The sequence below is a fragment of the Vibrio artabrorum genome (assembly GCF_024347295.1).
Classification (GTDB): Bacteria; Pseudomonadota; Gammaproteobacteria; order Enterobacterales; family Vibrionaceae; genus Vibrio; species Vibrio artabrorum.
Window position 1 is genome coordinate 603,367 of sequence record NZ_AP025458.1, and the last position, 25,604, is coordinate 628,970.

The 25,604-nt window shown below is 44.9% G+C and carries 15 protein-coding genes, 4 tRNA genes, 3 rRNA genes and 1 pseudogene; 17 read left to right on the forward strand and 6 right to left on the reverse strand.

Translation table 11 applies throughout. The annotated features are described in order from the left end of the window. Nucleotides 1-41: 41 nt before the first annotated feature. The 3 genes from hpf to OCU36_RS02745 form a co-directional block, all read right to left on the reverse strand. Nucleotides 42-377 (reverse strand): ribosome hibernation-promoting factor, HPF/YfiA family, encoded by a 336-nt coding sequence (gene hpf, locus OCU36_RS02735; protein ID WP_261838942.1) that lies wholly within the window; start codon nucleotides 375-377, stop codon nucleotides 42-44. 429 nt (nucleotides 378-806) lie between these two features. After that, complete coding sequence (locus OCU36_RS02740) at nucleotides 807-2,231, reverse strand: MltF family protein (RefSeq protein ID WP_315972664.1); 1,425 nt, start codon at nucleotides 2,229-2,231, stop codon at nucleotides 807-809. Nucleotides 2,232-2,367: 136 nt separating this feature from the next. Then, nucleotides 2,368-3,096 (reverse strand): outer membrane protein assembly factor BamD, encoded by a 729-nt coding sequence (locus OCU36_RS02745; protein ID WP_261838943.1) that lies wholly within the window; start codon nucleotides 3,094-3,096, stop codon nucleotides 2,368-2,370. A 136-nt stretch (nucleotides 3,097-3,232) separates the two neighbouring features. On the opposite strand from OCU36_RS02745, the gene rluD reads away from it, so the two are divergent. The 11 genes and pseudogenes from rluD to OCU36_RS02800 all read left to right on the forward strand — a co-directional run. Next, the gene (rluD, locus tag OCU36_RS02750) at nucleotides 3,233-4,207 is read left to right on the forward strand and encodes a 23S rRNA pseudouridine(1911/1915/1917) synthase RluD (protein ID WP_261838944.1); all 975 of its coding nucleotides are present in this window, start codon (nucleotides 3,233-3,235) and stop codon (nucleotides 4,205-4,207) included. A 2-nt stretch (nucleotides 4,208-4,209) separates the two neighbouring features. After that, nucleotides 4,210-4,950 carry a peptidoglycan editing factor PgeF gene (pgeF, locus tag OCU36_RS02755; protein WP_261838945.1) on the forward strand — a complete coding sequence of 247 codons (741 nt, stop codon included), beginning with the start codon at nucleotides 4,210-4,212 and terminating at the stop codon, nucleotides 4,948-4,950. 142 nt (nucleotides 4,951-5,092) lie between these two features. After that, complete coding sequence (gene clpB, locus OCU36_RS02760) at nucleotides 5,093-7,666, forward strand: ATP-dependent chaperone ClpB (protein WP_261838946.1); 2,574 nt, start codon at nucleotides 5,093-5,095, stop codon at nucleotides 7,664-7,666. A 603-nt stretch (nucleotides 7,667-8,269) separates the two neighbouring features. Further along, nucleotides 8,270-9,824, forward strand: a 16S ribosomal RNA gene (locus OCU36_RS02765). A 67-nt stretch (nucleotides 9,825-9,891) separates the two neighbouring features. After that, a tRNA-Ile gene (locus tag OCU36_RS02770) sits at nucleotides 9,892-9,968 on the forward strand. 14 nt (nucleotides 9,969-9,982) lie between these two features. After that, nucleotides 9,983-10,058, forward strand: a tRNA-Ala gene (locus tag OCU36_RS02775). Nucleotides 10,059-10,448: 390 nt separating this feature from the next. Further along, nucleotides 10,449-13,342, forward strand: a 23S ribosomal RNA gene (locus OCU36_RS02780). Nucleotides 13,343-13,477: 135 nt separating this feature from the next. Continuing rightward, nucleotides 13,478-13,593 (forward strand): 5S ribosomal RNA (gene rrf, locus OCU36_RS02785). The 16S, 23S and 5S rRNA genes sit together here with 4 tRNA genes alongside, the layout of an rRNA operon. Before the next feature lie 67 nt (nucleotides 13,594-13,660). Continuing rightward, nucleotides 13,661-13,737: transfer RNA gene (locus OCU36_RS02790), tRNA-Asp, on the forward strand. 35 nt (nucleotides 13,738-13,772) lie between these two features. Continuing rightward, nucleotides 13,773-13,849 (forward strand) — tRNA-Trp (locus tag OCU36_RS02795). Nucleotides 13,850-14,285: 436 nt separating this feature from the next. Further along, a pseudogene (locus tag OCU36_RS02800) lies at nucleotides 14,286-14,471 on the forward strand (hypothetical protein); the annotation flags it as partial. Nucleotides 14,472-14,511: 40 nt separating this feature from the next. Here the strand turns inward: OCU36_RS02800 and OCU36_RS02805 are convergent. The 3 genes from OCU36_RS02805 to rdgC all read right to left on the reverse strand — a co-directional run bounded on the left by OCU36_RS02805 (nucleotide 14,512) and on the right by rdgC (nucleotide 17,326). Continuing rightward, a complete protein-coding gene (locus OCU36_RS02805) occupies nucleotides 14,512-14,766 on the reverse strand; it encodes a YfhL family 4Fe-4S dicluster ferredoxin (protein WP_261838947.1) in 255 nt (84 codons plus the stop codon). Between the two features lie 34 nt (nucleotides 14,767-14,800). Then, a complete protein-coding gene (trhP, locus tag OCU36_RS02810) occupies nucleotides 14,801-16,204 on the reverse strand; it encodes a prephenate-dependent tRNA uridine(34) hydroxylase TrhP (RefSeq protein WP_261838948.1) in 1,404 nt (467 codons plus the stop codon). Between the two features lie 207 nt (nucleotides 16,205-16,411). After that, nucleotides 16,412-17,326 (reverse strand): recombination-associated protein RdgC, encoded by a 915-nt coding sequence (gene rdgC, locus OCU36_RS02815; RefSeq protein WP_261838949.1) that lies wholly within the window; start codon nucleotides 17,324-17,326, stop codon nucleotides 16,412-16,414. A 193-nt stretch (nucleotides 17,327-17,519) separates the two neighbouring features. Here rdgC and phoB point away from each other — a divergent pair, with 193 nt between their 5' ends. From phoB to pstB, 6 genes are all read left to right on the forward strand, one after another. Next, nucleotides 17,520-18,209, forward strand: a complete 690-nt coding sequence (phoB, locus tag OCU36_RS02820; protein ID WP_004735064.1) for a phosphate regulon transcriptional regulator PhoB — start codon at nucleotides 17,520-17,522, stop codon at nucleotides 18,207-18,209. 33 nt (nucleotides 18,210-18,242) lie between these two features. Then, the gene (phoR, locus tag OCU36_RS02825) at nucleotides 18,243-19,541 is read left to right on the forward strand and encodes a phosphate regulon sensor histidine kinase PhoR (protein ID WP_261838950.1); all 1,299 of its coding nucleotides are present in this window, start codon (nucleotides 18,243-18,245) and stop codon (nucleotides 19,539-19,541) included. Between the two features lie 17 nt (nucleotides 19,542-19,558). Then, the gene (locus OCU36_RS02830) at nucleotides 19,559-20,515 is read left to right on the forward strand and encodes a PstS family phosphate ABC transporter substrate-binding protein (protein ID WP_261839676.1); all 957 of its coding nucleotides are present in this window, start codon (nucleotides 19,559-19,561) and stop codon (nucleotides 20,513-20,515) included. 221 nt (nucleotides 20,516-20,736) lie between these two features. Further along, nucleotides 20,737-22,953 carry an ABC transporter permease subunit gene (locus OCU36_RS02835; protein ID WP_261838951.1) on the forward strand — a complete coding sequence of 739 codons (2,217 nt, stop codon included), beginning with the start codon at nucleotides 20,737-20,739 and terminating at the stop codon, nucleotides 22,951-22,953. A 111-nt stretch (nucleotides 22,954-23,064) separates the two neighbouring features. Continuing rightward, the gene (gene pstA, locus OCU36_RS02840) at nucleotides 23,065-24,774 is read left to right on the forward strand and encodes a phosphate ABC transporter permease PstA (RefSeq protein ID WP_261839677.1); all 1,710 of its coding nucleotides are present in this window, start codon (nucleotides 23,065-23,067) and stop codon (nucleotides 24,772-24,774) included. After that, nucleotides 24,775-25,593, forward strand: coding sequence for a phosphate ABC transporter ATP-binding protein PstB (gene pstB, locus OCU36_RS02845; RefSeq protein ID WP_261838952.1), 819 nt, complete (start codon nucleotides 24,775-24,777; stop codon nucleotides 25,591-25,593). It abuts the gene before it with no gap. Nucleotides 25,594-25,604: the final 11 nt, after the last annotated feature.

The window sequence follows — 25,604 nt, forward strand, 5'->3', positions numbered from 1 at the left end:
ATAGCGCCCTGAGGCGCTATTTTTTAATCTGTTCTCTTTCCTTAATCGACTTCAGATTCTAACTCTTCTATTTCAGGCTTTTCAGCGCGACGTGCTTCTGGTTTATGGCGTAGCTTGTTGAGTTGACGTTCTAGTTTTTGTTCTACTTCGTTGATAGCCGCGTAGAGGTCGTCATGAATGGATGAAGCAACAAGTTGCCCTTTGGGTACAGTGAGTACCGCTTCAAATTTCTTCTTCTTGTTTGGTTCTTCACTAAAGCTCGCTTGGCAGCCAATGATATCCACTTGCCATTTATCCAGCTTTTTAAATTTGCTTTCTATGTGATCACGGATTGCAGAGGTAATGTCGATATTTTTGCCAGTGATATTCATTTTCATAGAAGTTTTCCTCTGTTGTATCCCTCATGGGTTAACTTCAGATTACGACTTTTGGGAATAAAGAATGTGATCTAGATCTTGTTCTTGTTGGGTGGGATAAGCATTAAAATCAAATGTGATCTTACGCAAGTCTTTATATATTTTTGGCGAAAAATGCTTGTTATCCTTATGAAAAACGATAACTTGGAGGCAAGGCTTCGCTAAAAATTCCATCCGTTTTTAGGGGCATCTTACAGCCCATAGAAAGTACTTGATGAAAATTCACTCAATAGTGTTGTGTGATATAGATCTCGTGTTGTAGGTGATTACGTAAGCTTCTTCAGAATCCCATCAGCAAAAGCCGCATAAATTTTTTTATGCGGCTTTTGTGTTTTTAGTTTTACCTCATACTCATACCGTTGTTCTCCAAACTCTGGGATTGAAGGGAAGTTAATCGTTGGCGTTCTGTAATCTCGCTGTACTTTCTTCTCGGATAGCATTGATGGCCTGTAGTTGCTTGTATATGACATAGTAACGGTTGATGTTGGCGACATACGTGACGGGCTCTTTACTGACATACTTTCGCGTAACGATTTCGACGTTTTTAAACCAGATGTTAGGGTTGTATCCTTTCTTCTTAGCTATCTGTCTCATTTTTCTGATCTTAGCGGGGCCTGCATTGTAAGAAGCTAAAGTGAAGTAGATTTGATTGTCTGGTGATATCGCCGGGTCGTCAAAATATCGGTCTTTGATGAAGCGCATATATTTCACCCCCGCATGGATGTTGTTATCTACCTTATGGATGTTTTTGATGTTGACGTTTTTGTCTTTGGCTGTACTCGGCAATACCTGCATCACACCAATTGCACCTCGATGAGAAACCCTGCTTTGATCCAATCCTGATTCTTGAAAACCTTGTGCAGACATCATTAAAGGATCGAATTCATACTTTTTCGAGTATTTTTCAAACACATCGGCCAGTTTCGTTACCCTGTCGACTTTATTTGGGTTGAGCGCCCGGCCTAACCAACGAGTGTTGTCGATGTATTTTTTATAGATAACATTTCCAAGTAAGGTGCCTGTTCGTGCGGTCTTGACGTATTTGTTGATCTCTTTCTTGAGTTGCGGGCTGTTTTTCCTCAATGCCCACGCTATTTGGCCATTTTCACGTAAGGGGAAATCGTGATGGATCTGAATGTTTTCCATTACGTCAGTCCACAGCTTTACTTTATGGCTATCTAGGATAGTGCCTTGTATGTAGCCTTGGTTGACGAGCTCTATCAATTCGTAGTCCTGTAGTGACTCTTCGATGAAGTGAACGTATAGGGGAGGCAAATCCAATTTATTGAGCTCTTTATTCATTTTTTGCACGCTTTCGAAATAACTCGAGCTTGCACGGATCCAAACTTCTTTGCCGCTCAATTGCTTGATATCGGTAATAGGTTCAGCTTTTTTTTCTGTGATAATGAGTTCTTTACCCTCTTTCATCATCGGATCTGAAAAATCGATGGTTCGTAATCGTTTGTCGGTGATCGTTAGGTTAGCGACAGCGATATCACCATAACCAGATTCTAAAGAGGGAAGTAGATCATCTCGTTGCACGGGGATGATTTGAACATTGAGATAGGGGTGTTTCTTATGAAGGCTCTTCTCAAAGTGATAGAGCATTTCTGCGACAATACCTTTTGGTTTGCCATCTTCTATGTAATAAAAGCCAAGATCGGCCGACACGAGTACCCGCACTGCTCCTTTGGTTTTGAGTACATCCAGATCGCCGGTATAAGGCTTGTTGCTTAATGGGGACAGTTCTAGCGCGTGGATTATTTGGCTAAATAGCACGATCCCGATAAGGAATAACAACCTACTCACATCCACACTCCGTGTTAATGTTGTGTTAAGTTTTATTTATTCAAGATACTGTGGAAAGTGGGATTCATCAAGTTGACCTGATGAATTAAAAAAGCGCGCTAAGAAATTAGCACGCTTTTGACGTCGTTATGTGGGCTGCGGATTAAGGCAGTGGGTTTAACTCAATTAACTTTTCTGTTCTTTTTATGGCGTCTTCTAGCCCAAGTTGCTTATAGGCTTCTAACTGTATTTTTAGAGACTTACGTGCAGCAATGGTGTCAGGGTAAGTTTTTTGCAGTTCTTGTGTTCTGTTTACCGTAGCAATCCAAGCTTTACGTCGTAGATAGAAGTCAGCCGTGGCTAAATCATAATCTGCCAGACGATTCTTAAGAGCAAACATGCGTTTTTGCGAATCTTCAGCGTAAGGGCTGTTAGGGAAACGTTCGAGCAATCGTTTGAAATCAGCAAAGGCAAGCTTTACGGGTTCCGGATCACGGTCACTTCGGTCGATATTAAAAAGATCATGCATGAAGTTTCTATCTTGAGCCATGTGTGTCAGACCACGCATGTATAAAATCCAGTCTTGTTTTTCATGCGTTGGGTTTAAGCGTAGGAATCGAGAAATGGTCGCAAGGCCCAGTGCTAAGTCATCATTTTTGTAGTACGCATAAATGAGATCCAATTGTACTTGTTCTGAATAGGCGCCAAATGGGTAACGAGAGTCTAGGGCTTCTAGCTTTTCAATTGCAGTAAGCCAACTACCGCTCTGCAGTGATTCTTGAGCGTCAGAGTAGAGAACCGATGGTGGTACATCTGGCACTATCTCTTCACTACTTGAACAACCAACCAAGAGTGATACGGCTAATAGACCCGATAAAGTAAGGTGTTTCATGTCAGGCGTCGATTCCTTGAATTAAATATTTCGTAAGCTCCGTTACTTTCTAACCAGTAACAGATACAATGATGCAATTATTCTATTTTATCCATACTAATGGGTATTAGTCTCACGGTTTTTAAAAAAGTTCGATATGGCTCAGCAGATAACATTAACAGACACAGTAAAAAGCAGCCAGTTAGGTCAACGTTTAGACCAAGCTGTCGCGGAACTATTTACCGATTTTTCTCGCTCTCGTATTAAAGAGTGGCTTCTTGACGGCAAAATCCAAGTGGATGGCGAAGTTATCACCAAACCGCGTGTCAAAGTTTTCGGCGGGGAAGAGATCATCCTGCAAGCTGAACTTGCAGATGAAGAGCGCTGGGAGGCACAAGATATTCCATTAAACATTGTCTATGAAGATGATGACATACTGGTTATCAATAAACCTCGAGACTTAGTCGTACACCCAGGTGCAGGCACACCGGATGGAACCATACTAAACGCATTACTTTTCCACTACCCTCAGATTGCTGAAGTGCCTCGTGCGGGTATTGTGCATCGTCTTGATAAAGACACAACAGGCCTTATGGTTGTGGCTAAAACGGTTCCAGCTCAGACTCGTCTTGTACGTGCTCTTGCTAAACGTCGCATTACTCGTGAATATGAAGCCATTGCCATTGGCAAAATGACAGCGGGTGGTGTGGTAGAAAAAGGCATTAGTCGTCATGCAACTAAACGTACTTTGATGGACGTCAATGAATTAGGTAAGCCTGCGGTCACTCACTACCGTGTTGCAGAGCACTTCCGCGAACATACTCGTATTCGTCTGCGTCTAGAAACCGGTCGTACTCACCAAATCCGTGTCCACATGTCATATATTCAGCATCCACTGTTAGGTGATATTGCATATGGTGGCCGTGCTCGTATTCCAAAAGGGGCATCTGAAGAGCTGACAACAATGATTCGTTCTTTTGATCGCCAAGCACTGCATGCTGTCATGCTTAAATTTGTTCACCCTATTACTGGTGAAGACGTTGAGTTTCACGCACCTGTGCCAAACGATATGGTTGTGATGGCTGAAGCGTTACGTGTTGATGCTCGTGAAAACAAAGAAGACGATATTTAATCATGTCGCTGATCATCCCTGACTGGAACGCGCCAAAAAACGTGAAAGCATTTGCTTCGACACGTTTTGAGGGTTGTTCTACTGGTGCGTATCAAGGATTAAACCTAGGTACGCATGTTGGGGATGATGCCTCGCTTGTTGAAAATAACAGAGCCTGGCTCAAGCAACACGCGAATATGCCTGTAGCTCCAGTGTGGCTAAACCAAACGCATTCAACAGACGTCGTTACTGTGTTAGAGCCTACGGCCGATATTCTTGATGCTGACGGTGTATTTACCACAGCTAAAGGGGTTGTGTGTTCTGCGATGACAGCCGATTGCTTACCGGTCATTTTAACGGATAGCCAAGGCACTCAAGTTGCTGCGGTTCATGCCGGTTGGCGTGGTCTTGCTGGTGGTATACTTGAAAATGCCATTGCAAAGTTTTTAAACCTAGACTCCGAGAATCAGGTCATGGCTTGGCTTGGCCCTGCAATTGGTCAAGAGGCGTTCGAGGTTGGTGACGATGTACTGGCTGCTTTTGTTGATGCCGATCCTCAAGCTAAATCAGCATTCAGAGCTAAAACTGAGCCTGGTAAATGGTTGGCAAACATGTCCCAACTTGCAACGCAACGACTGAACAAAGCTGGCGTGACTTTGGTGACAGATTCCAATCTCTGTACTTTCACGGATGCCGATGCGTTCTATTCTTATCGCCGCGATGGCATTACGGGTCGTCAGGCTACCTTTATTTGGTTGGAGTAACTTTTCACGAGTGCAACCAGCCATCCAGTTCATTTATATTTTTATATCAGCTCTATTCTTCATTCTTATCCCTTGAAAATCTGCGTTACCGTATCCATCTTCTAATCATAAGATAAACATATCTAAGAGTAGGAAGGTTGGCATGCGTCTCGATCGATTCACCAGTAAATTCCAAATTGCGATATCTGATGCTCAGTCGCTCGCATTAGGTCGTGATCACCAATATATAGAACCGGTACACCTCATGGTGTCTTTGCTTAATCAAGAGGGTAGTGCGATCCGTCCATTACTCACCATGTTGAATGTTGACGTGGTCCAACTGCGTTCAAAATTAAGTGAGATATTAGATCGGGTGCCAAAGGTGAGTGGCATCGGTGGGGATGTTCAGCTTTCTAGTGCGATGGGAGTGCTATTTAACTTGTGTGATAAGGTCGCACAAAAGCGCCAAGACAGTTACATCTCTTCAGAGGTATTCCTACTTGCAGCCATTGAAGACAAAGGGCCTTTAGGAAGTTTACTTAAAGAGCTCGGTCTTACCGAACAAAAATTATCTCAAGCTATCGAGCAAGTTCGAGGTGGTCAAAAAGTGGATGACCCGAATGCTGAAGATAGACGCCAAGCATTAGAGAAGTTCACCATTGATCTGACCGAAAGAGCAGAGCAAGGCAAGCTCGATCCTGTCATTGGTCGAGACGACGAGATTCGTCGCACAATTCAAGTACTTCAACGGCGTACTAAGAATAACCCTGTCATTATCGGTGAACCGGGTGTCGGTAAAACAGCAATAGTTGAAGGTTTAGCGCAGCGTATTATCAACAATGAAGTCCCCGAAGGTTTAAGAGGCCGACGTGTACTTTCGTTAGATATGGGCTCTTTGATTGCCGGTGCGAAATATCGTGGTGAATTCGAAGAGCGTTTAAAATCTGTGCTTAATGAATTATCGAAAGAAGAGGGCAATGTCATTCTCTTTATTGATGAAATTCATACTATGGTCGGGGCGGGTAAAGGCGAAGGCTCGATGGATGCTGGCAACATGTTAAAGCCTGCATTAGCTCGTGGTGAATTGCATTGCGTCGGCGCGACTACGCTTGATGAATATCGTCAATATCTAGAGAAAGATCCAGCATTAGAGCGTCGATTCCAAAAAGTGCTAGTGGATGAACCGACAGTTGAAGACACTGTCGCTATTCTTCGGGGGTTAAAAGAGCGCTATGAACTTCATCACCACGTGGAAATTACTGACCCTGCTATCGTAGCAGCGGCAACGCTATCACACCGTTATGTTTCAGATCGTCAATTACCAGACAAGGCGATTGATCTCATTGATGAAGCAGCTTCGAGTATTCGAATGCAGATTGACTCAAAACCTGAGTCATTAGATAAGTTGGAGCGCAAAATCATTCAATTGAAGATTGAGCAGCAAGCACTAACTAACGAAAACGACGAAGCCAGTGAAAAGCGCCTTCGTACACTGCAAGCCGAGCTTTCTGATAAAGAACGAGAATTTGCCGAACTTGAAGAAGTATGGAACGCAGAAAAAGCGGCATTATCTGGAACGCAACATATTAAATCAGAGCTAGAACAAGCTCGTATGGATATGGATTTTGCACGGCGCGCTGGTGATCTTAATCGTATGTCTGAATTGCAATATGGCCGAATCCCGGAGTTAGAAAAGCAGTTAGATCTTGCAGCTCAAGCTGAAATGCAAGAGATGACCCTATTACGTAATAAAGTGACGGACACTGAGATTGCTGATGTTCTGTCAAAGCAAACCGGGATTCCGGTTTCTAAAATGTTAGAAGCAGAAAAAGAGAAGCTTCTGAAAATGGAAGGTGTCCTGCACAAGCGTGTTATCGGGCAAGCGGAAGCGGTCGAAGTCGTTTCTAATGCGATTCGTCGTAGTCGTGCTGGTTTGTCTGACCCGAATAGGCCAATTGGTTCGTTCTTATTTCTTGGTCCTACTGGCGTCGGTAAAACAGAACTGTGTAAAACATTAGCCAATTTCATGTTCGATAGTGAAGATGCCATGGTGCGCATCGATATGTCAGAATTTATGGAAAAGCACTCAGTTGCGCGTTTAGTTGGTGCTCCTCCTGGTTACGTTGGTTATGACGAGGGTGGCTATTTAACTGAAGCTGTTCGTCGAAAACCTTATTCTGTTATTTTGCTTGATGAAGTAGAGAAAGCACATCCAGATGTTTTCAATATTCTATTGCAGGTTCTTGATGATGGGCGTTTAACCGATGGACAAGGTCGCACGGTCGACTTTAGGAATACCGTTGTGATCATGACGTCTAACCTCGGTTCATCGAGAATTCAAGAAAACTTCAATACGTTGGATTACCAAGGGATTAAAAATGAGGTTATGGAAGTGGTGGGTAAACATTTCCGACCTGAGTTTTTGAATCGTGTCGATGAAAGTGTCGTGTTCCATCCATTAGGGCAAGAGCATATTGAGTCGATTGCTGCGATTCAACTCGAGCATTTGAAAAAACGAATGGAAGGCAGCGGTTATGAACTCGAAGTTTCAGAAAAAGCACTTAAGCTAATTTCTCAAGTTGGTTTTGATCCTGTCTATGGCGCAAGACCTCTTAAAAGAGCGATTCAACAAACGGTTGAGAACCCGCTAGCGAAAGCGATATTGGCAGGAAAGGTCAATCCGGATAAAAAAGTGCAGCTATTAGTCAATAACGACCGCATTATTGCTCACCAATAGTTGAAGTAAGAATTGTAGGTACGATTAGCCGAAATTAGGGCTTAATCGTACCTATTTTAAACGTTTTGTGTGAATAGTGTTCGAACGGTCGCCGGTGGCGGCTTTTTTTCGTTTTTGGCCTTGTGCAAAGGATTATTCTCTCTATAATACGCCTCCGTTGCTAAGGATAACCAAGCGGTTTGAACTGAGTAACAAGACGGTGATAAGCATTTAAGATGCTTTGAAAAATTAGCTGGAAAAAGTGTTTGACACTGGAATCCAATTCGCTAGAATGGCCGTCCACTTCGAGAGGTGCCTTAGATAAAAGGAACGCTCAACAAGTAAAGCTCTTTAACAATTTAAACCTATCAATCTGTGTGGGCACTCGTTGATGAATATCAAAACGTTTTATCGTTAGATAAAACAGATTCTTCGGAATCAAAATTGATTTCAATGAACTGAGTGACCAATCGAGATTAAGTTTACTTAGTCTTGGCACAGTCAATTCATTATCATTCTGTTGGAATGGTAATAGCTTTAGAATTACATGTTTTTTTGTTTATTTTCGAATAGGCGAATGAATATTAGTTTTGAAGTCAGTATTCGTTGAGTCGACAAAATCTTAAATTGAAGAGTTTGATCATGGCTCAGATTGAACGCTGGCGGCAGGCCTAACACATGCAAGTCGAGCGGAAACGACACTAACAATCCTTCGGGTGCGTTAATGGGCGTCGAGCGGCGGACGGGTGAGTAATGCCTAGGAAATTGCCTTGATGTGGGGGATAACCATTGGAAACGATGGCTAATACCGCATAATGCCTACGGGCCAAAGAGGGGGACCTTCGGGCCTCTCGCGTCAAGATATGCCTAGGTGGGATTAGCTAGTTGGTGAGGTAATGGCTCACCAAGGCGACGATCCCTAGCTGGTCTGAGAGGATGATCAGCCACACTGGAACTGAGACACGGTCCAGACTCCTACGGGAGGCAGCAGTGGGGAATATTGCACAATGGGCGCAAGCCTGATGCAGCCATGCCGCGTGTATGAAGAAGGCCTTCGGGTTGTAAAGTACTTTCAGTTGTGAGGAAGGGGGTAGTGTTAATAGCGCTATCTCTTGACGTTAGCAACAGAAGAAGCACCGGCTAACTCCGTGCCAGCAGCCGCGGTAATACGGAGGGTGCGAGCGTTAATCGGAATTACTGGGCGTAAAGCGCATGCAGGTGGTTCATTAAGTCAGATGTGAAAGCCCGGGGCTCAACCTCGGAACTGCATTTGAAACTGGTGAACTAGAGTACTGTAGAGGGGGGTAGAATTTCAGGTGTAGCGGTGAAATGCGTAGAGATCTGAAGGAATACCAGTGGCGAAGGCGGCCCCCTGGACAGATACTGACACTCAGATGCGAAAGCGTGGGGAGCAAACAGGATTAGATACCCTGGTAGTCCACGCCGTAAACGATGTCTACTTGGAGGTTGTGGCCTTGAGCCGTGGCTTTCGGAGCTAACGCGTTAAGTAGACCGCCTGGGGAGTACGGTCGCAAGATTAAAACTCAAATGAATTGACGGGGGCCCGCACAAGCGGTGGAGCATGTGGTTTAATTCGATGCAACGCGAAGAACCTTACCTACTCTTGACATCCAGAGAAGCCAGTGGAGACACAGGTGTGCCTTCGGGAGCTCTGAGACAGGTGCTGCATGGCTGTCGTCAGCTCGTGTTGTGAAATGTTGGGTTAAGTCCCGCAACGAGCGCAACCCTTATCCTTGTTTGCCAGCGAGTAATGTCGGGAACTCCAGGGAGACTGCCGGTGATAAACCGGAGGAAGGTGGGGACGACGTCAAGTCATCATGGCCCTTACGAGTAGGGCTACACACGTGCTACAATGGCGCATACAGAGGGCAGCAAGCTAGCGATAGTGAGCGAATCCCAAAAAGTGCGTCGTAGTCCGGATTGGAGTCTGCAACTCGACTCCATGAAGTCGGAATCGCTAGTAATCGTGAATCAGAATGTCACGGTGAATACGTTCCCGGGCCTTGTACACACCGCCCGTCACACCATGGGAGTGGGCTGCAAAAGAAGTGGGTAGTTTAACCTTTCGGGGAGGACGCTCACCACTTTGTGGTTCATGACTGGGGTGAAGTCGTAACAAGGTAGCCCTAGGGGAACCTGGGGCTGGATCACCTCCTTATACGAAGATACTTACGATGAGTGTCCACACAGATTGATTAGGTTTAGAAAAGTTAAGAGACGATATTGGGTCTGTAGCTCAGCTGGTTAGAGCGCTCGCCTGATAAGCGGGAGGTCGGTGGTTCAAGTCCACTCAGACCCACCAATATCGACCTAGATGGGGCTATAGCTCAGCTGGGAGAGCGCCTGCCTTGCACGCAGGAGGTCTGCGGTTCGATCCCGCATAGCTCCACCATCTTTAAGCGTTCTTGTTAGATAAAAAGTCTTACGAGAGTCTTTAAAAATGGTTCAATTTATTGAATCAAGCTCTTTAACAATTTGGAAAGCTGACTGATTACTTAATTGGTTTTCACTTTAAAAAGTGAAATCAAACAGCTCAAGGCTGTGATTAAGTTAATCAAATTTAAAAGTTCTCAATGTTTATCTTTCATTAGATAAACACAACAAACACATTCAAGTGTCTTGTATTCGATTCAAACTTGTTTGAATCACAATTGAGTCCGGCAAACAGTTATTAAGAATTAACCCTTCTTAATGACAACCAAAAACCTTGGTTGCTTTTTGTCTTCACTTTTTGAAAGTGAAAGCAAATTTGTATCATACACAAGACCCTTTCGGGTTGTATGGTTAAGTGACTAAGCGTACACGGTGGATGCCTTGGCAGTCAGAGGCGATGAAAGGCGTAATAACTTGCGATAAGCCCAGATTAGGTAGTAATAACCTTTTGAGTCTGGGATTCCTGAATGGGGAAACCCACTTACATAAGTAAGTATCCTGTTGTGAATACATAGCAGCAGGAGGCAAACCGGGGGAACTGAAACATCTAAGTACCCCGAGGAAGAGAAATCAACCGAGATTCCGAAAGTAGCGGCGAGCGAAATTGGATTAGCCCTTAAGCTTTTAATGATGCAGGTGAAGAGTCTGGAAAGTCTCGCAGTAAAGGGTGATAGCCCCGTAACCGACACATCATAATCAGTGAAAACGAGTAGGGCGGGACACGTGATATCCTGTCTGAATATGGGGGGACCATCCTCCAAGGCTAAATACTACTGACTGACCGATAGTGAACCAGTACCGTGAGGGAAAGGCGAAAAGAACCCCTGTGAGGGGAGTGAAATAGAACCTGAAACCGTGTACGTACAAGCAGTAGGAGCACCTTCGTGGTGTGACTGCGTACCTTTTGTATAATGGGTCAGCGACTTAATTTTAGTAGCAAGGTTAACCGTTTAGGGGAGCCGTAGGGAAACCGAGTCTTAACTGGGCGTACAGTTGCTAGGATTAGACCCGAAACCAGGTGATCTAGCCATGGGCAGGTTGAAGGTTGAGTAACATCAACTGGAGGACCGAACCGACTAATGTTGAAAAATTAGCGGATGACTTGTGGCTAGGGGTGAAAGGCCAATCAAACCTGGAGATAGCTGGTTCTCCCCGAAAGCTATTTAGGTAGCGCCTCGGACGAATACTACTGGGGGTAGAGCACTGTTAAGGCTAGGGGGTCATCCCGACTTACCAACCCTTTGCAAACTCCGAATACCAGTAAGTACTATCCGGGAGACACACGGCGGGTGCTAACGTCCGTCGTGGAGAGGGAAACAACCCAGACCGCCAGCTAAGGTCCCAAAGTATAGCTAAGTGGGAAACGATGTGGGAAGGCTCAGACAGCCAGGATGTTGGCTTAGAAGCAGCCATCATTTAAAGAAAGCGTAATAGCTCACTGGTCGAGTCGGCCTGCGCGGAAGATGTAACGGGGCTAAGCTATACACCGAAGCTGCGGCTATGTACCTTAGGGTATGTGGGGTAGGGGAGCGTTCTGTAAGCCGTTGAAGGTGGTCTGTAAGGGCTGCTGGAGGTATCAGAAGTGCGAATGCTGACATGAGTAACGATAAAGGGAGTGAAAAACTCCCTCGCCGGAAGACCAAGGGTTCCTGTCCAACGTTAATCGGGGCAGGGTAAGTCGACTCCTAAGGCGAGGCCGAAAGGCGTAGTCGATGGGAAACGGGTTAATATTCCCGTACTTCTTACAATTGCGATGGGGGGACGGAGAAGGCTAGGTGGGCCTGGCGACGGTTGTCCAGGTTCAAGTACGTAGGCGGGTGGTTTAGGTAAATCCGGACCGCTACTAACGCTGAGATACGATGTCGAGCTACTACGGTAGTGAAGTCATTGATGCCATGCTTCCAGGAAAAGCCTCTAAGCTTCAGATTGTAAGGAATCGTACCCCAAACCGACACAGGTGGTCGGGTAGAGAATACCAAGGCGCTTGAGAGAACTCGGGTGAAGGAACTAGGCAAAATGGTACCGTAACTTCGGGAGAAGGTACGCTCTTATCAGTGAAGTCCCTTGCGGATGGAGCAGACGAGAGTCGCAGATACCAGGTGGCTGCAACTGTTTATTAAAAACACAGCACTGTGCAAAATCGTAAGATGACGTATACGGTGTGACGCCTGCCCGGTGCCGGAAGGTTAATTGATGGGGTTAGACTTCGGTCGAAGCTCTTGATCGAAGCCCCGGTAAACGGCGGCCGTAACTATAACGGTCCTAAGGTAGCGAAATTCCTTGTCGGGTAAGTTCCGACCTGCACGAATGGCGTAATGATGGCCACGCTGTCTCCACCCGAGACTCAGTGAAATTGAAATCGCTGTGAAGATGCAGTGTACCCGCGGCTAGACGGAAAGACCCCGTGAACCTTTACTACAGCTTGGCACTGAACATTGAACCTACATGTGTAGGATAGGTGGGAGACTTTGAAACCGCGTCGCTAGATGTGGTGGAGTCGTCCTTGAAATACCACCCTTGTAGTTTTGATGTTCTAACGTTGGCCCCTGAATCGGGGTTACGGACAGTGCCTGGTGGGTAGTTTGACTGGGGCGGTCTCCTCCCAAAGAGTAACGGAGGAGCACGAAGGTGGGCTAAACACGGTTGGACATCGTGTGGTTAGTGCAATGGCATAAGCCCGCTTGACTGCGAGAATGACAATTCGAGCAGGTGCGAAAGCAGGTCATAGTGATCCGGTGGTTCTGAATGGAAGGGCCATCGCTCAACGGATAAAAGGTACTCCGGGGATAACAGGCTGATACCGCCCAAGAGTTCATATCGACGGCGGTGTTTGGCACCTCGATGTCGGCTCATCACATCCTGGGGCTGAAGTCGGTCCCAAGGGTATGGCTGTTCGCCATTTAAAGTGGTACGCGAGCTGGGTTTAGAACGTCGTGAGACAGTTCGGTCCCTATCTGCCGTGGGCGTTGGAAAATTGAAAGGGGCTGCTCCTAGTACGAGAGGACCGGAGTGGACGAACCTCTGGTGTTCGGGTTGTCATGCCAATGGCATTGCCCGGTAGCTAAGTTCGGAATCGATAACCGCTGAAAGCATCTAAGCGGGAAGCGAGCCTTGAGATGAGTTTTCCCTGGCACTATAAGTGTCCTAAAGGGTTGTCGTAGACTACGACGTTGATAGGCAGGGTGTGTAAGTGCTGCGAGGCATTGAGCTAACCTGTACTAATTGCCCGTGAGGCTTAACCATACAACACCCAAGGGGTTTTGTGGGCTCAATAGAAAGACAGACCTTGAATGCGTTTGAAGAGATAGACTTTTAAATCAGTTTTCCAGATTATTTTGCCTTCAGTTTTTAAAAAACTGAAAGTAAAAGCAAAATTTGCTTGGCGACCATAGCATTGTGGACCCACCTGATTCCATGCCGAACTCAGAAGTGAAACACAATAGCGCCGATGGTAGTGTGGGGCTTCCCCATGTGAGAGTAGGACATCGCCAGGCTTTAAATTAAATCTTTAGGTTGACCGACCTGGAGATATGGACGCTCACTTAGTGAGTTGACCACTGCGGAGTGGTAGTTCAGTTGGTTAGAATACCGGCCTGTCACGCCGGGGGTCGCGGGTTCGAGTCCCGTCCACTCCGCCACTTATTCAGAGTTTCAGCTCTTTAAAACTGAAAATAGGGGTGTAGCTCCAATTGGCAGAGCAGCGGATTCCAAATCCGCGTGTTGGGAGTTCGAATCTCTCCACCCCTGCCATATTTAAGGCTCTAGCAGAAATGCTAGGGCCTTTTTGCTTTTATGTGTTGAAATCTTCAACTGGTAGAGCAGCGGATTCCCCGACTTCCCAAAAATAGCGCGTGTTGGGAGTTCGAATCTCTCCACCCCTGCCATATTTAAGGCTCTAGCAGAAATGCTAGGGCCTTTTTGCTTTTATGTGTTGAAATCTTCAACTGGTAGAGCAGCGGATTCTCCGACTTCCCAAAAACAGCGCGTGTTGGGAGTTCGAATCTCTCCACCCCTGCCATATTAATAGCAATCTGGAAAATTAACTGATCAGGTTAATCCAATCCCTTGTACACATTTTTGTGACGCGATCTTTGCACTCAAGAAATCCATTCCAAGCGCGACAGACCTTCGAAACAATGTCGCTATAATCAATGAAGTTTTGATTTGCTAGATAGTGTTGTCTATACCTAGCTTCGTAAATGATGTTGATTATGAATTGATGCAGTGTGGAATGGCATTTGTGACTGATACCAGTAGGGAAAGCTTTTATCTTGTTCCGATAGCTCAATGAATAAACTGGCGAGAACGACTCGAATATCAATTTGAAAAAGAGCTCTTCTACAATATTTATCCAATCGAGAAATCAGAATGAAAAAAAGGTTCAACTTATGGTTAAGTTGAACCTTTCTTTTTTAGGTCAAGCCTTGAATGATAACAAACTTCTCAAGTAGCTCGTCATCAGTTTCAATATGGTTTGGGTCAGTAATGATGCATTTTGTTATGGGGCATACAGACTGACATGTTGGCTTTTCATAGTGACCTTTGCACTCAGTGCATAAATCAGGATTGATCTCGAAGATGCTGTCACCCATCGAAATTGCGCCATTCGGGCATTCAGGATCACACATATCGCAGTTTATGCACTTGTCAGTAATTAACAGAGCCATTGTTTTCTTCTCAAGTAAGTCGCTTAAGTGAAAATTATTTGCCTGATGCGTTACGTGTATCTTGGCCTTCGCTCAAGTTACGCATCAGCAAGCCGTACTCGAGATCGAAATCTGCTGGTACAGGAATAAATACAAAGTGACCGTTACCTTTCGCATCGTCGACTGCTTCAGATTTACGGTTTTCCATAACTTCTAGTTTGAAAACAACGTTACCTTTCGGTGTCATCAACTCTAAGCTGTCACCAAGCAGGAACTTATTTTTCACTTCTACTTCCGCTAGGTCGCCACGGCGTTTGCCCGTGAATTCACCAACAAACTGTTGAGTGTCAGAGATAGAGTAACCGTATTCGTAGTTTTGGTATGCATCGTGTGTATGACGACGTAGGAAGCCTTCAGTGTAACCACGGTGAGCTAGGCTCTCTAGTGTACCCATTAAGCTTTCATCGAATGGTTTGCCAGCCACAGCATCGTCGATAGCTTTGCGGTAAACCTGTGCAGTACGCGCACAGTAGTAGAAAGACTTAGTGCGACCTTCAATTTTCAGAGAGTGAACCCCCATCTTAGTGAGACGCTCAACGTGTTGGATTGCACGAAGGTCTTTTGAGTTCATGATGTAAGTACCATGCTCATCTTCAAACGCAGCCATTTTCTCTTCTGGCTTGTGTGATTCAGAAAGTAGAACCACTTCGTCTGTTGGTTTACCTAGACCTAGTGTGTTGTCTGGACGTTCATCTTGAACTTCTACTTCTTGAATAGCAACACCAGTAGGATTTGCTTCAACGATCTGACCATTTTCGTCTTCTTTTGCAGCTTCGGTTTTGTATTCCCAACGACAAGCGTTAGTGCAAGTGCCTTGGTTTGGATCGCGCTTGTTCATGTAACCCGAAAGTAGGCAGCGACCAGAGTACGCCATGCAAAGAGCACCATGAACAAAGATCTCTAGTTCGGTTTCTGGACAGTGTTCGCGAATCTCTTCGATCTCTTCAAGCGATAGCTCACGAGATAGGATTACACGTTCAACGCCTTGGGTTGACCAGAACTTAACGGTCGCCCAGTTTACTGCGTTTGCTTGAACAGAAAGGTGAATTGGCATTTCAGGGAATGCTTCACGAACCATCATGATAAGACCTGGGTCCGACATGATAAGGGCGTCAGGGCCCATATCTACAACGGGTTTAAGGTCGCGAATGAATGTTTTTAATTTAGAGTTGTGCGGCTGAATGTTACATACAACATATAACTTTTTGCCTTGAGCATGAGCTTCATCGATACCAATTTGTAGGTTTTCGTGATTGAACTCGTTGTTACGAACGCGAAGGCTGTAACGTGGCTGGCCTGCGTATACTGCGTCTGCGCCATAGGCGAATGCGTAACGCATGTTTTTAAGGCTTCCTGCCGGTGATAATAGTTCAGGTACAAATGGTTTTTGTGTTGTCATTGCTTCGTTCTCTAATTCTGATTTCAAGTCAGGTTGATACCACCAAGTGATATCAAATGGGCGCAAATTTTACGCTAAAATGAGTTTGGTTGATAGCCCTAAAGGTAGCTATAACATTAACAAGAGGGGAGAGAGGCCGATATAAGCGGGAATTTGGAGAATAATAAGCTCAGGTATCGTTTGCACCTGAGCTTACCGTTTGGCTGATTAAGCGTTAGGTTGGGTTAAACCGCCTAATGACTCGTACAGGTTTGGAAGGAAAACACTGAGCTCCCCACAAAGTAGAGAGAAGTCGGCATCAAAACGCGCCGCTTGGTCTTCACGTGGAATATCGTCGTTTTCGTCTTTGAGTTCATCACTGAATTTTAGGCGCTTGATGCTGCCATCATCGGCAAGAATGAATTCAATACGATCTTGCCAGTTGATCAGCAGCTTCGTTACCATTTTGTTGGCTTCGATGTGGTTCTTAATTTCATCCGCTTCTAGTTCTTGTTTCTTAACTCGAACAATACCGCCGTCTTCTTGGATAGATTTTAATTCTGCTTCATCAAGTAGAGTGATACCTTGAGGTGTTTCGCCTGACTTCACCCATTCAGTTAACGTTGTTTCAATCGCTTGCTCAGGAATCGCCGGTACTACGGGGAGGCTGCCCATCGTTTTACGTAACAATGCCAATACATCTTCCGCTTTTTTGTAGCTGCTTGCATCAACCACGATAAAGCCTTCTTTCGGCATGATCAGCGCGTAAGTGAAGTTACTGCGGCTGAAAGCTCGAGGAAGTAGATCAATGATGATGTCTTCTTTTAGGCTGTCTTTTTCTTTCTTTTTCAGAGGTGTTCCGGACTCTGCCTCCAGCGTTTCTACTTTTGCATTCAATGAGTCTTTGATCACAGAAGCTGGCAGCATTTTCTCTTCTTTCTTTGCACAGATTAGAATGCGGTTTTCTGATACGTGCGTCATCATATCGCCGTGTCGCCCCATCGCATTTACCCAACCAAACTTCTGTTTGTCTTGGCTACCACAAGGGGTAAAACGGAACTCTTCAAGTTGTTTCTCTAGCTGATCTGCGTTGAAGTCTATATCACGATTAAAGCGATAGACGAGGCAATTCTTAAACCACATAAATATTACTCATACCTTTATCTGAAGACGCTCATCATAGGAGATTTCGCTCCATTTGTCTTTTACCTGTAATAAAAATTAAAAGTGAAATGTTTGAGACAGTTATATGAAAATTTGTTTTCAAAGGTCACAAAAGTGTCATAATTAAACCAGATAATGCAATGCGTTGATTAAATACTAAGGCTATTCAATTATGTCGAGAAGGATTCTGGTCGTTGAAGATGAAGCACCTATTCGTGAGATGCTGTGTTTCGTGCTTGAACAAAAAGGCTACCAAGCAGTCGAGGCTGAAGATTACGATACAGCAGTAAACAAGCTATGTGAACCTTTCCCAGATCTAGTATTACTAGATTGGATGCTACCAGGTGGTAGCGGGATAAACTTTATCAAGCACATGAAGCGTGAAGAGTTAACTCGCAACATTCCTGTGGTGATGCTAACGGCTCGTGGCGAAGAAGAAGATAAGGTGCGTGGTTTAGAAGTGGGCGCTGATGACTACATTACTAAGCCATTTTCACCAAAAGAACTTGTCGCTCGTCTGAAAGCGGTGATTCGCCGTGTGACACCGACGGCATTGGAAGACGTGATTGATGTACAAGGTCTTAAATTAGACCCTGTATCTCACCGCGTTACCGCAAGCGAAGGTCCTGTTGATATGGGGCCAACAGAGTTCAAAATGTTGCACTTCTTTATGACACACCAAGAGCGTGTATACAGTCGAGAGCAACTTCTGAATAACGTTTGGGGTACCAATGTTTATGTGGAAGATCGTACGGTTGATGTGCACATTCGACGTCTGCGTAAAGCGCTTGAATCAGCCGGTCATGATAAGCTAATCCAAACGGTTCGCGGCGCGGGCTACCGTTTTTCTACAAAAGCTTAGTGTGGCTTCGCTACCCAGTTTACGGAGTCCTGAATGGTTGAAAAGTTAACCTGGAAAAAGCTGGCTTGGGAGCTGGCTTTTTTTTACGCACCTTGGGTTTTAGTCGGATGGATATTCGGCTACCTACCTTGGTTACTGCTGGCTGCTACGGTATTGCAGCTCGGCTGGCATCTACATAATCAAATGCGTTTGTCCGCATGGTTGTGGGATGAGAAGCGTCTAACGCCACCATCAGGTTCTGGGAATTGGGAGTCTCTGTTCAACGGTATTTATCGTATGCAGCAGAGACAGCGTCGCAAACGTAAAGAGCTGACCAACCTGATCCGCCGTTTCAGAAACGGTGCCGAATCCCTTCCTGATGCTGTTGTGGTATTTCGCGGTGAAGGCAATATCGTTTGGTGTAACAAGCTTGCTCAGTATTTACTTGGGTTTCGCTGGCCAGACGATTCAGGGCAACCGATTTCTAACTTGATCCGCACGCCGGACTTTATCAAGTATCTTAATAAACAAGATTTTTCAGAACCGTTAGAGATGCCTTCGCCGCTTAACGTGGAACGTATGCTTGAGCTTCGTATTGTGCCGTATACCGAGGGTGAACATCTAATGGTGGTACGTGATGTTACTCAGCTAAAACAGCTAGAAGGCATGCGTCGTAATTTCTTTGCCAATGTCTCTCACGAACTGCGTACGCCAATGACTGTACTTCAGGGCTACCTTGAAATGACGGAAGATCCAGACATGATCGTTGGTCCTATGTGGCCTAAGGCTCATGGTGTGATGACCGAGCAACTGAATCGCATGAACAGCCTGGTTAATCAGCTTCTAACGCTTTCAAAAATCGAAGCAGCGCCGATGCATGAGTTGGATGAAGTCGTCAATGTTCCCGCGATGTTAGAAGTACTTGAGAAGGAAGCGGCAAGTTTAAGTGGCGATCGTGAACATAAACTTGAGTTTGATATTGATAGGAGTTTATGCGTCTTCGCTGATGAAGATCAGTTAAGAAGTGCAATATCGAATTTGGTTTATAACGCCGTGAAATACACACCACCGGGTGCAACAATTAAGGTGCGTTGGTACCAAACGAGTCAAGGGGCTCATTTGGATGTGTCAGACACCGGAGACGGTATCGAGCCACAGCATTTACATCGACTCACTGAACGTTTCTATCGCGTAGATAAAGCACGCTCACGCGATACTGGTGGCAGTGGTCTTGGCTTGGCAATTGTGAAACATGCGCTGAGTCACCATGATTCGCATTTAGAAATTCAAAGTGAAGTAGGTGTCGGTAGTCGATTCCATTTCACATTGCCAAACCGACTGACAGTATCATGAGTTGTTTGATACGTAGGATGCGTTTCCCTGCCAGCTCATTGCTCGCGTTTGTTTTAGCAACCTCTGTTCATGCCGAACAGAGTGTCGACTCTCTGCCTGATTACGCTAAGGTTTCGGGGGTTTCTGGGAGCTTATTATCGGTGGGTTCGGATACCTTGGCCGGTATGACGACATTATGGATGGAAGAGTTCAAATCTTACTACCCGAATGTGAACGCCCAAGTTCAAGCATCTGGTTCTTCCACCGCTCCTCCTGCTTTAACGGAAGGAACGGCTCAGCTTGGACCTATGAGTCGTCCAATGCGTCTACGAGAAGTTGAAGCGTTTGAAAGAGTGCATGGCTATAAGCCGACAGCGCTGCGAGTCGCTATCGATGCGATTGGCCTTTTTGTGCATCGTGATAACCCCATTGAAGGGCTAAACTTTCGTCAGATCGATGGCATATTTTCTGAAACATTGCGTTGCGGTGGTGTTAAACATATCGAAAGCTGGCAAGCGTTAGGCATTAAACAACCTTGGGCGAAACATCGCTTCCAGCTGTTTGGTCGAAACTCTGTTTCTGGTACCTATGGTTACTTTAAGCAGAACGCTTTGTGTGGCGGTGATTTCAAAAATAGAGTCAATGAGCAGCCTGGTTCTGCTTCTGTCGTTCAATCTGTCGCATCGTCAATCAGTGGGATAGGTTACTCGGGGATTGGTTATCGAGTTGCGGGCGTAAAATTAATTCCGATTGCGGAACGAGGTTCACAATACGTTCAACCAACTCGCGCCAACATTTTGAGTGGTGATTATCCATTATCGCGTTTTTTATATGTCTATGTTAACAAGCACCCTGACAAGCCGCTTTCTCCTATAGAGAGAGAGTTCCTCACTTTTATTTTCTCTAAGCAAGGCCAGAAGCTGGTAGAGGAAGACGGCTATCTGGCGATACCACCGAAGTTTGCAAAGCAAGAGTTGGCAAAGATCGGGCTATAAGGCTTGCTCACGAGTACCGCAGCCTGCTCTACAGAAACTCGACGAATCAGCTACACATGACGGGTTCTTTTTATTGAATGATATTCATCCTGTCTGTGGTTTTATTTTAAGTAATAGGGTTAATAAACTTGTTATTAGTTTCAGTTGTTTAACGTTACTTGTAATATAACTGTCATCTAAAGTACATATTATGTCAGTAGCTAGAAAAGGTAGATAAACAGATGGCTTTAGCCCAATTTTCATTGAAAGAACGTGATAAAAAAAGATGGTTGAAAGATCGTCTCGTTCGTTTTTCAGTGACATGTGGTGGTGTCAGTGTTTTAGCCGCTTTGGTATTGATCTTTGTTTATTTGGCCATCGTCATTTTACCGATTTTTTCTGACACTGGATTAGAGACAAAACAGGCCGTTAAAACCGTTAGCGTAGACAAGCCGATTGCTTTATCCGTTGATGAGTACGGTCAACATGCATTCACCATCGAAAAATCAGGCTTGGTACAATTTTGGGATTTAGGTACTCAAAATACACGCCCTTACTTTGAGCTTAATGTAGCAAGTAACCCCATCGCCTTTTCTCGAAATACCCCCTCTGAAAACTGGTTCGCCTTTGCTGATAGTGCCAGTCATATCACCCTGTTTTCTCCAGAGTATAGTGTGCCCGTATTGCAAAATGGCGGACATAAGAAGCCAAAAGTCGAGAAAATCACGCTATCTGCCCCATTCTTGAATGATAAACTATCTAATGAGGCGACGATTGCGCAGTTCGCATTCTCTAAAAGTGGACGTGAACTCACCGTTGTTGCTCAGTTAACTGACCAGCGTCTCCTTGTTAAGTGGTATCAAAGAGATCTTGCTGGTGGGTATGTTTTTAAGAAAAGCCAATGGCTATCGGACAAGTTCGGTTTACAACAACAGTTATTAGCGACACCTGATGGGCAAACGTTATATTTAAGATCTCAATCAGATTTGGTGGTATTGAAACTAACGGAAGTGGGGTTCATTGTTCGTGAAGTGATTGATCTTAGTTTGAATGACGCGAAGCACGCAGTGAAAAGTATCAACTTATTATCTGGTGCATATTCTCTGTTGGTAACGCATCAAGATGGACAGGTTTCCCAATGGTTTGATGTACTAAAAAATAAAAAACGCAGCCTGACCCATATCCGTGATTTTCAGCTCGCGGAAGAAGTGCAATTTATTTTGCCAGATACTTACCGAAAAGGTTTCTACAGTTTCTATAAGAATGGCACGTTACAAAGCCATTATACGACCAGTGAAAAGCTCTCTTTATTTGAACGAGCATTTGATAAATCACCACAATTAGCCGCCATGTCCGCTAATGAATTGCATTTGGCGACACTTATCGATGACAAAATCAGCGTGGCTAAGGTCGACAATGAATATCCAGAGATTTCATTTTCATCGCTCTGGCAAAAAGTGTGGTATGAAAGTTACCCAGAGCCTCAATATGTTTGGCAATCAACGTCGGCTAATGATAATTTTGAAGAGAAATTCAGTTTAGTTCCGATCACTTTTGGGACCATCAAGGCCGCTCTGTTTGCCATGATGTTTGCCGTACCTGTTGCGGTGCTCGGGGCCATTTATACCGCCTATTTTATGTCTCCACGAATGCGAAGAGTGGTCAAACCTTCAATTGAACTTATGGAAGCCTTACCGACGGTTATTATTGGTTTTTTGGCTGGGCTTTGGTTTGCCCCTATCGTTGAAACCCATTTGACGGCTGTTTTTTCATTAATGGTGTTGCTGCCATTGAGTACATTAGTTTCTGGGCTGGCTTGGTTCTGTTTGCCAAAGATAGTAACGAGTCGTTTTTCTAATGGTTGGCATGCGCTGATCTTGATCCCGGTATTGGTGATTACGGTGGTGGCCGTCTTTGCGGGTGGCAACAGTATCGAAGCGCTGCTGTTTAATGGTGATATTCGAACTTTCTTGGCCAGTTATGGCATCGACTTTGACCAACGTAACGCGTTAGTCGTTGGTTTTGCTATGGGGTTTGCGATTATTCCTACCATCTTCACTATTGCAGAAGATGCGATTTTTTCCGTACCTAAACACTTATCCGATGGCTCATTAGCGTTGGGAGCAACAGCGTGGCAGACCCTGATTCATGTCGTATTACTTACGGCGAGTCCAGGTATATTCTCAGCTATTATGATGGGATTAGGGCGTGCTGTTGGCGAAACGATGATTGTATTGATGGCGACCGGCAATACGCCAATCCTTGATTGGAATATTTTGGAAGGGATGAGAACATTATCGGCAACGATTGCCGTCGAATTACCAGAGTCAGAAGTGGGAGGCTCTCACTTCCGTTTACTGTTCTTAGCGGCACTCTTGCTGTTTATTTTCACGTTCGCAGTCAACTCAGTCGCAGAGTGGGTTAGACAAAGACTGAGAGATAAATATCGTGCGCTGTAGTTTTATAGGTTTCCCTCAATGTGTCTCAATGGCTTTTCGTTATTTGGCTAGCGTACCTCGTGAGCTAGGCTATTTCTTGGTTTCAGCATACCAAGAGCAGGGGCGTTGATGATGAATAAACTGAAGTCATTATTATCTTGGGTTAAATCTGGCTCTCCATGGATTTGGTTAACGGGTGGGGCGGTGAGTATTAGTATGCTTTCTGTTCTTGGCCTAATGTTACTGATTGGCTGGAAAGGGTTAACCTACTTTTGGCCGGCCCCTTTGTATCAATGGCATGTTGACTCTAAAGAGCGCTCGCTGGTTGTTGATCTTGACAAAATGGTGTCGAAGCAAGATGTGCTGGTAGGTCAGTTGTATGAGCGAAAGTACATTCCGATCGAGCAAGTACCACAAGTGCATGATCTTTTGTCTCCTCAAAATCTATCCATGGGACTAATACAGCGATTAAGCATCAAAGTCGGCAACAGAGAGCTTTATCCGGCTGATTTTGTTTCAATACTGGATATTAACTTACGAGAGCCCACAACTCCGCCTGAGTGGGCGGTGATTGAGCGAAGTCGAGGAGGGGATTTCTTTGGTAAACCGGTTGGTTTTAAAACGGCTTCAGGAACATTCTATTCGAACATTGATCAAAAGCTAGAAGACGGCTTGTTGTTTGCTGATTCGCTTCGTGAAGAAACATCACGCGTTGTCAATCAAGAGATCAGCAATGTGAGTTGGCAATTAGAAAACCTGCGTTTAGAAAAGCGTAAACTAGAACTCAATGAGTCTGTTAGTGATGACTATCTTAAAACGTATACAGAAACCAAACTCAAATTACAGCACCAATTAGACGATGCTGAAATCAAGTTAGAGCATCTCAGAACACAACTAAATGTCGAAAGTTTGCTTGTTGAAGATATGACTGGTAAGCAGGTTGAGATACCACTCAGTCATATATTGGACTATTGGTATCCCAATAAGATGTCTTACCTTGAAAAAGTAGGGCATTGGGGGAAGCAAGTGTGGAAGTTTGTATCTGAAAACCCCCGAGATTCGAACTCTGAAGGTGGTGTTTTCCCAGCCATTTTTGGTACCGTATTACTGGTGATATTAATGTCGATTGTTGTGATGCCTTTAGGGGTTGTTGCTGCGATCTATCTACATGAATACGCTCAAAGTAATGCATTAACCCGTTTAATTCGTATTGCGGTTATCAATTTAGCCGGGGTTCCGTCGATCGTTTATGGCGTTTTTGGTTTAGGCTTTTTCGTTTATACGATTGGTGGCTCTATCGATAGCCTGTTTTATGCTGAGCGATTACCGGCTCCAACATTCGGTACGCCGGGGCTACTTTGGTCGGCTCTAACCTTAGCTGTATTGACACTTCCGGTTGTGATTGTGACAACGGAAGAAGGTTTAACGCGAATTCCTAGCTCAGTGAGGCATGGCTCTTTGGCTCTCGGGGCCACTCAATTTGAGACGCTATGGCGAATTGTGTTACCGATGGCCAGCCCTGCCATTATTACGGGGTTAATCTTGGCGGTTGCGAGAGCTGCGGGTGAAGTGGCGCCATTAATGCTCGTGGGGGCGGTTAAGCTTGCCTCCAGTTTGCCTGTTGATGGTCAATTCCCCTACCTACACTTAGAACGAAAGTTCATGCATTTAGGTTTTCATATCTACGATGTGGGCTTTCAAACCTCTAATATCGAAGCTGCTCGCCCTCTCGTTTATGCGACGTCATTTTTATTGGTTACAGTGATTGTTGGGTTGAATTTAACAGCCATTAATATTCGTAATAACTTGCGTGAAAAATACCGAACCTTAGGACAAGATTAAATGTTCTCGATTAATGAAACTTTGGGTTACCAAGCACCACTTGATGTTAATAACCTAACCGATGAGCAGACGGCTATCTCTATTGAAGGGTTGAATCTTTATTATAAAGAGAGCCAAGCGCTTGATGATATCTCCATGCAAATACCGAAAGGGCAAGTAACGGCTTTTATCGGTCCATCTGGGTGTGGTAAGTCAACCTTGTTGCGCTGCATTAATCGAATGAACGATTTAGTTGAGGGCTGTAAGGTTTCAGGGAAAGTGAAGCTGCATGGTAAGAATGTGTACCACCCTAAGGTTGATGTTGCTACGTTGAGACGTCGAGTTGGAATGGTTTTCCAGCGCCCGAATCCCTTTCCTAAATCTATCTATGAGAATGTCGTTTATGGATTGAGGCTACAAGGCATGAGTAATCGGCGAGATCTGGATGACGCAGTTGAACGTTCTTTACGTGCCGCTGCATTATGGGATGAAGTTAAAGACAGATTACATGAAAATGCATTTGGTCTATCAGGCGGTCAGCAGCAGCGTTTGGTTATCGCTCGTGCGGTCGCGATCGAACCAGAAGTTTTATTGTTAGACGAACCGACATCGGCACTCGATCCTATTTCTACTTTGACAATTGAAGAGCTGATCAATGATCTGAAAACACAGTACACAGTGGTTATTGTTACTCATAACATGCAGCAGGCCGCTCGCGTGAGTGACCACACGGCTTTTATCCATATGGGTAAGTTGATCGAGTACTCAGATACGGACTCAATCTTCACGTCTCCATTGAAAAATCAAACAGAAGACTACATAACAGGTAGGTATGGCTAACCGTTTGGATT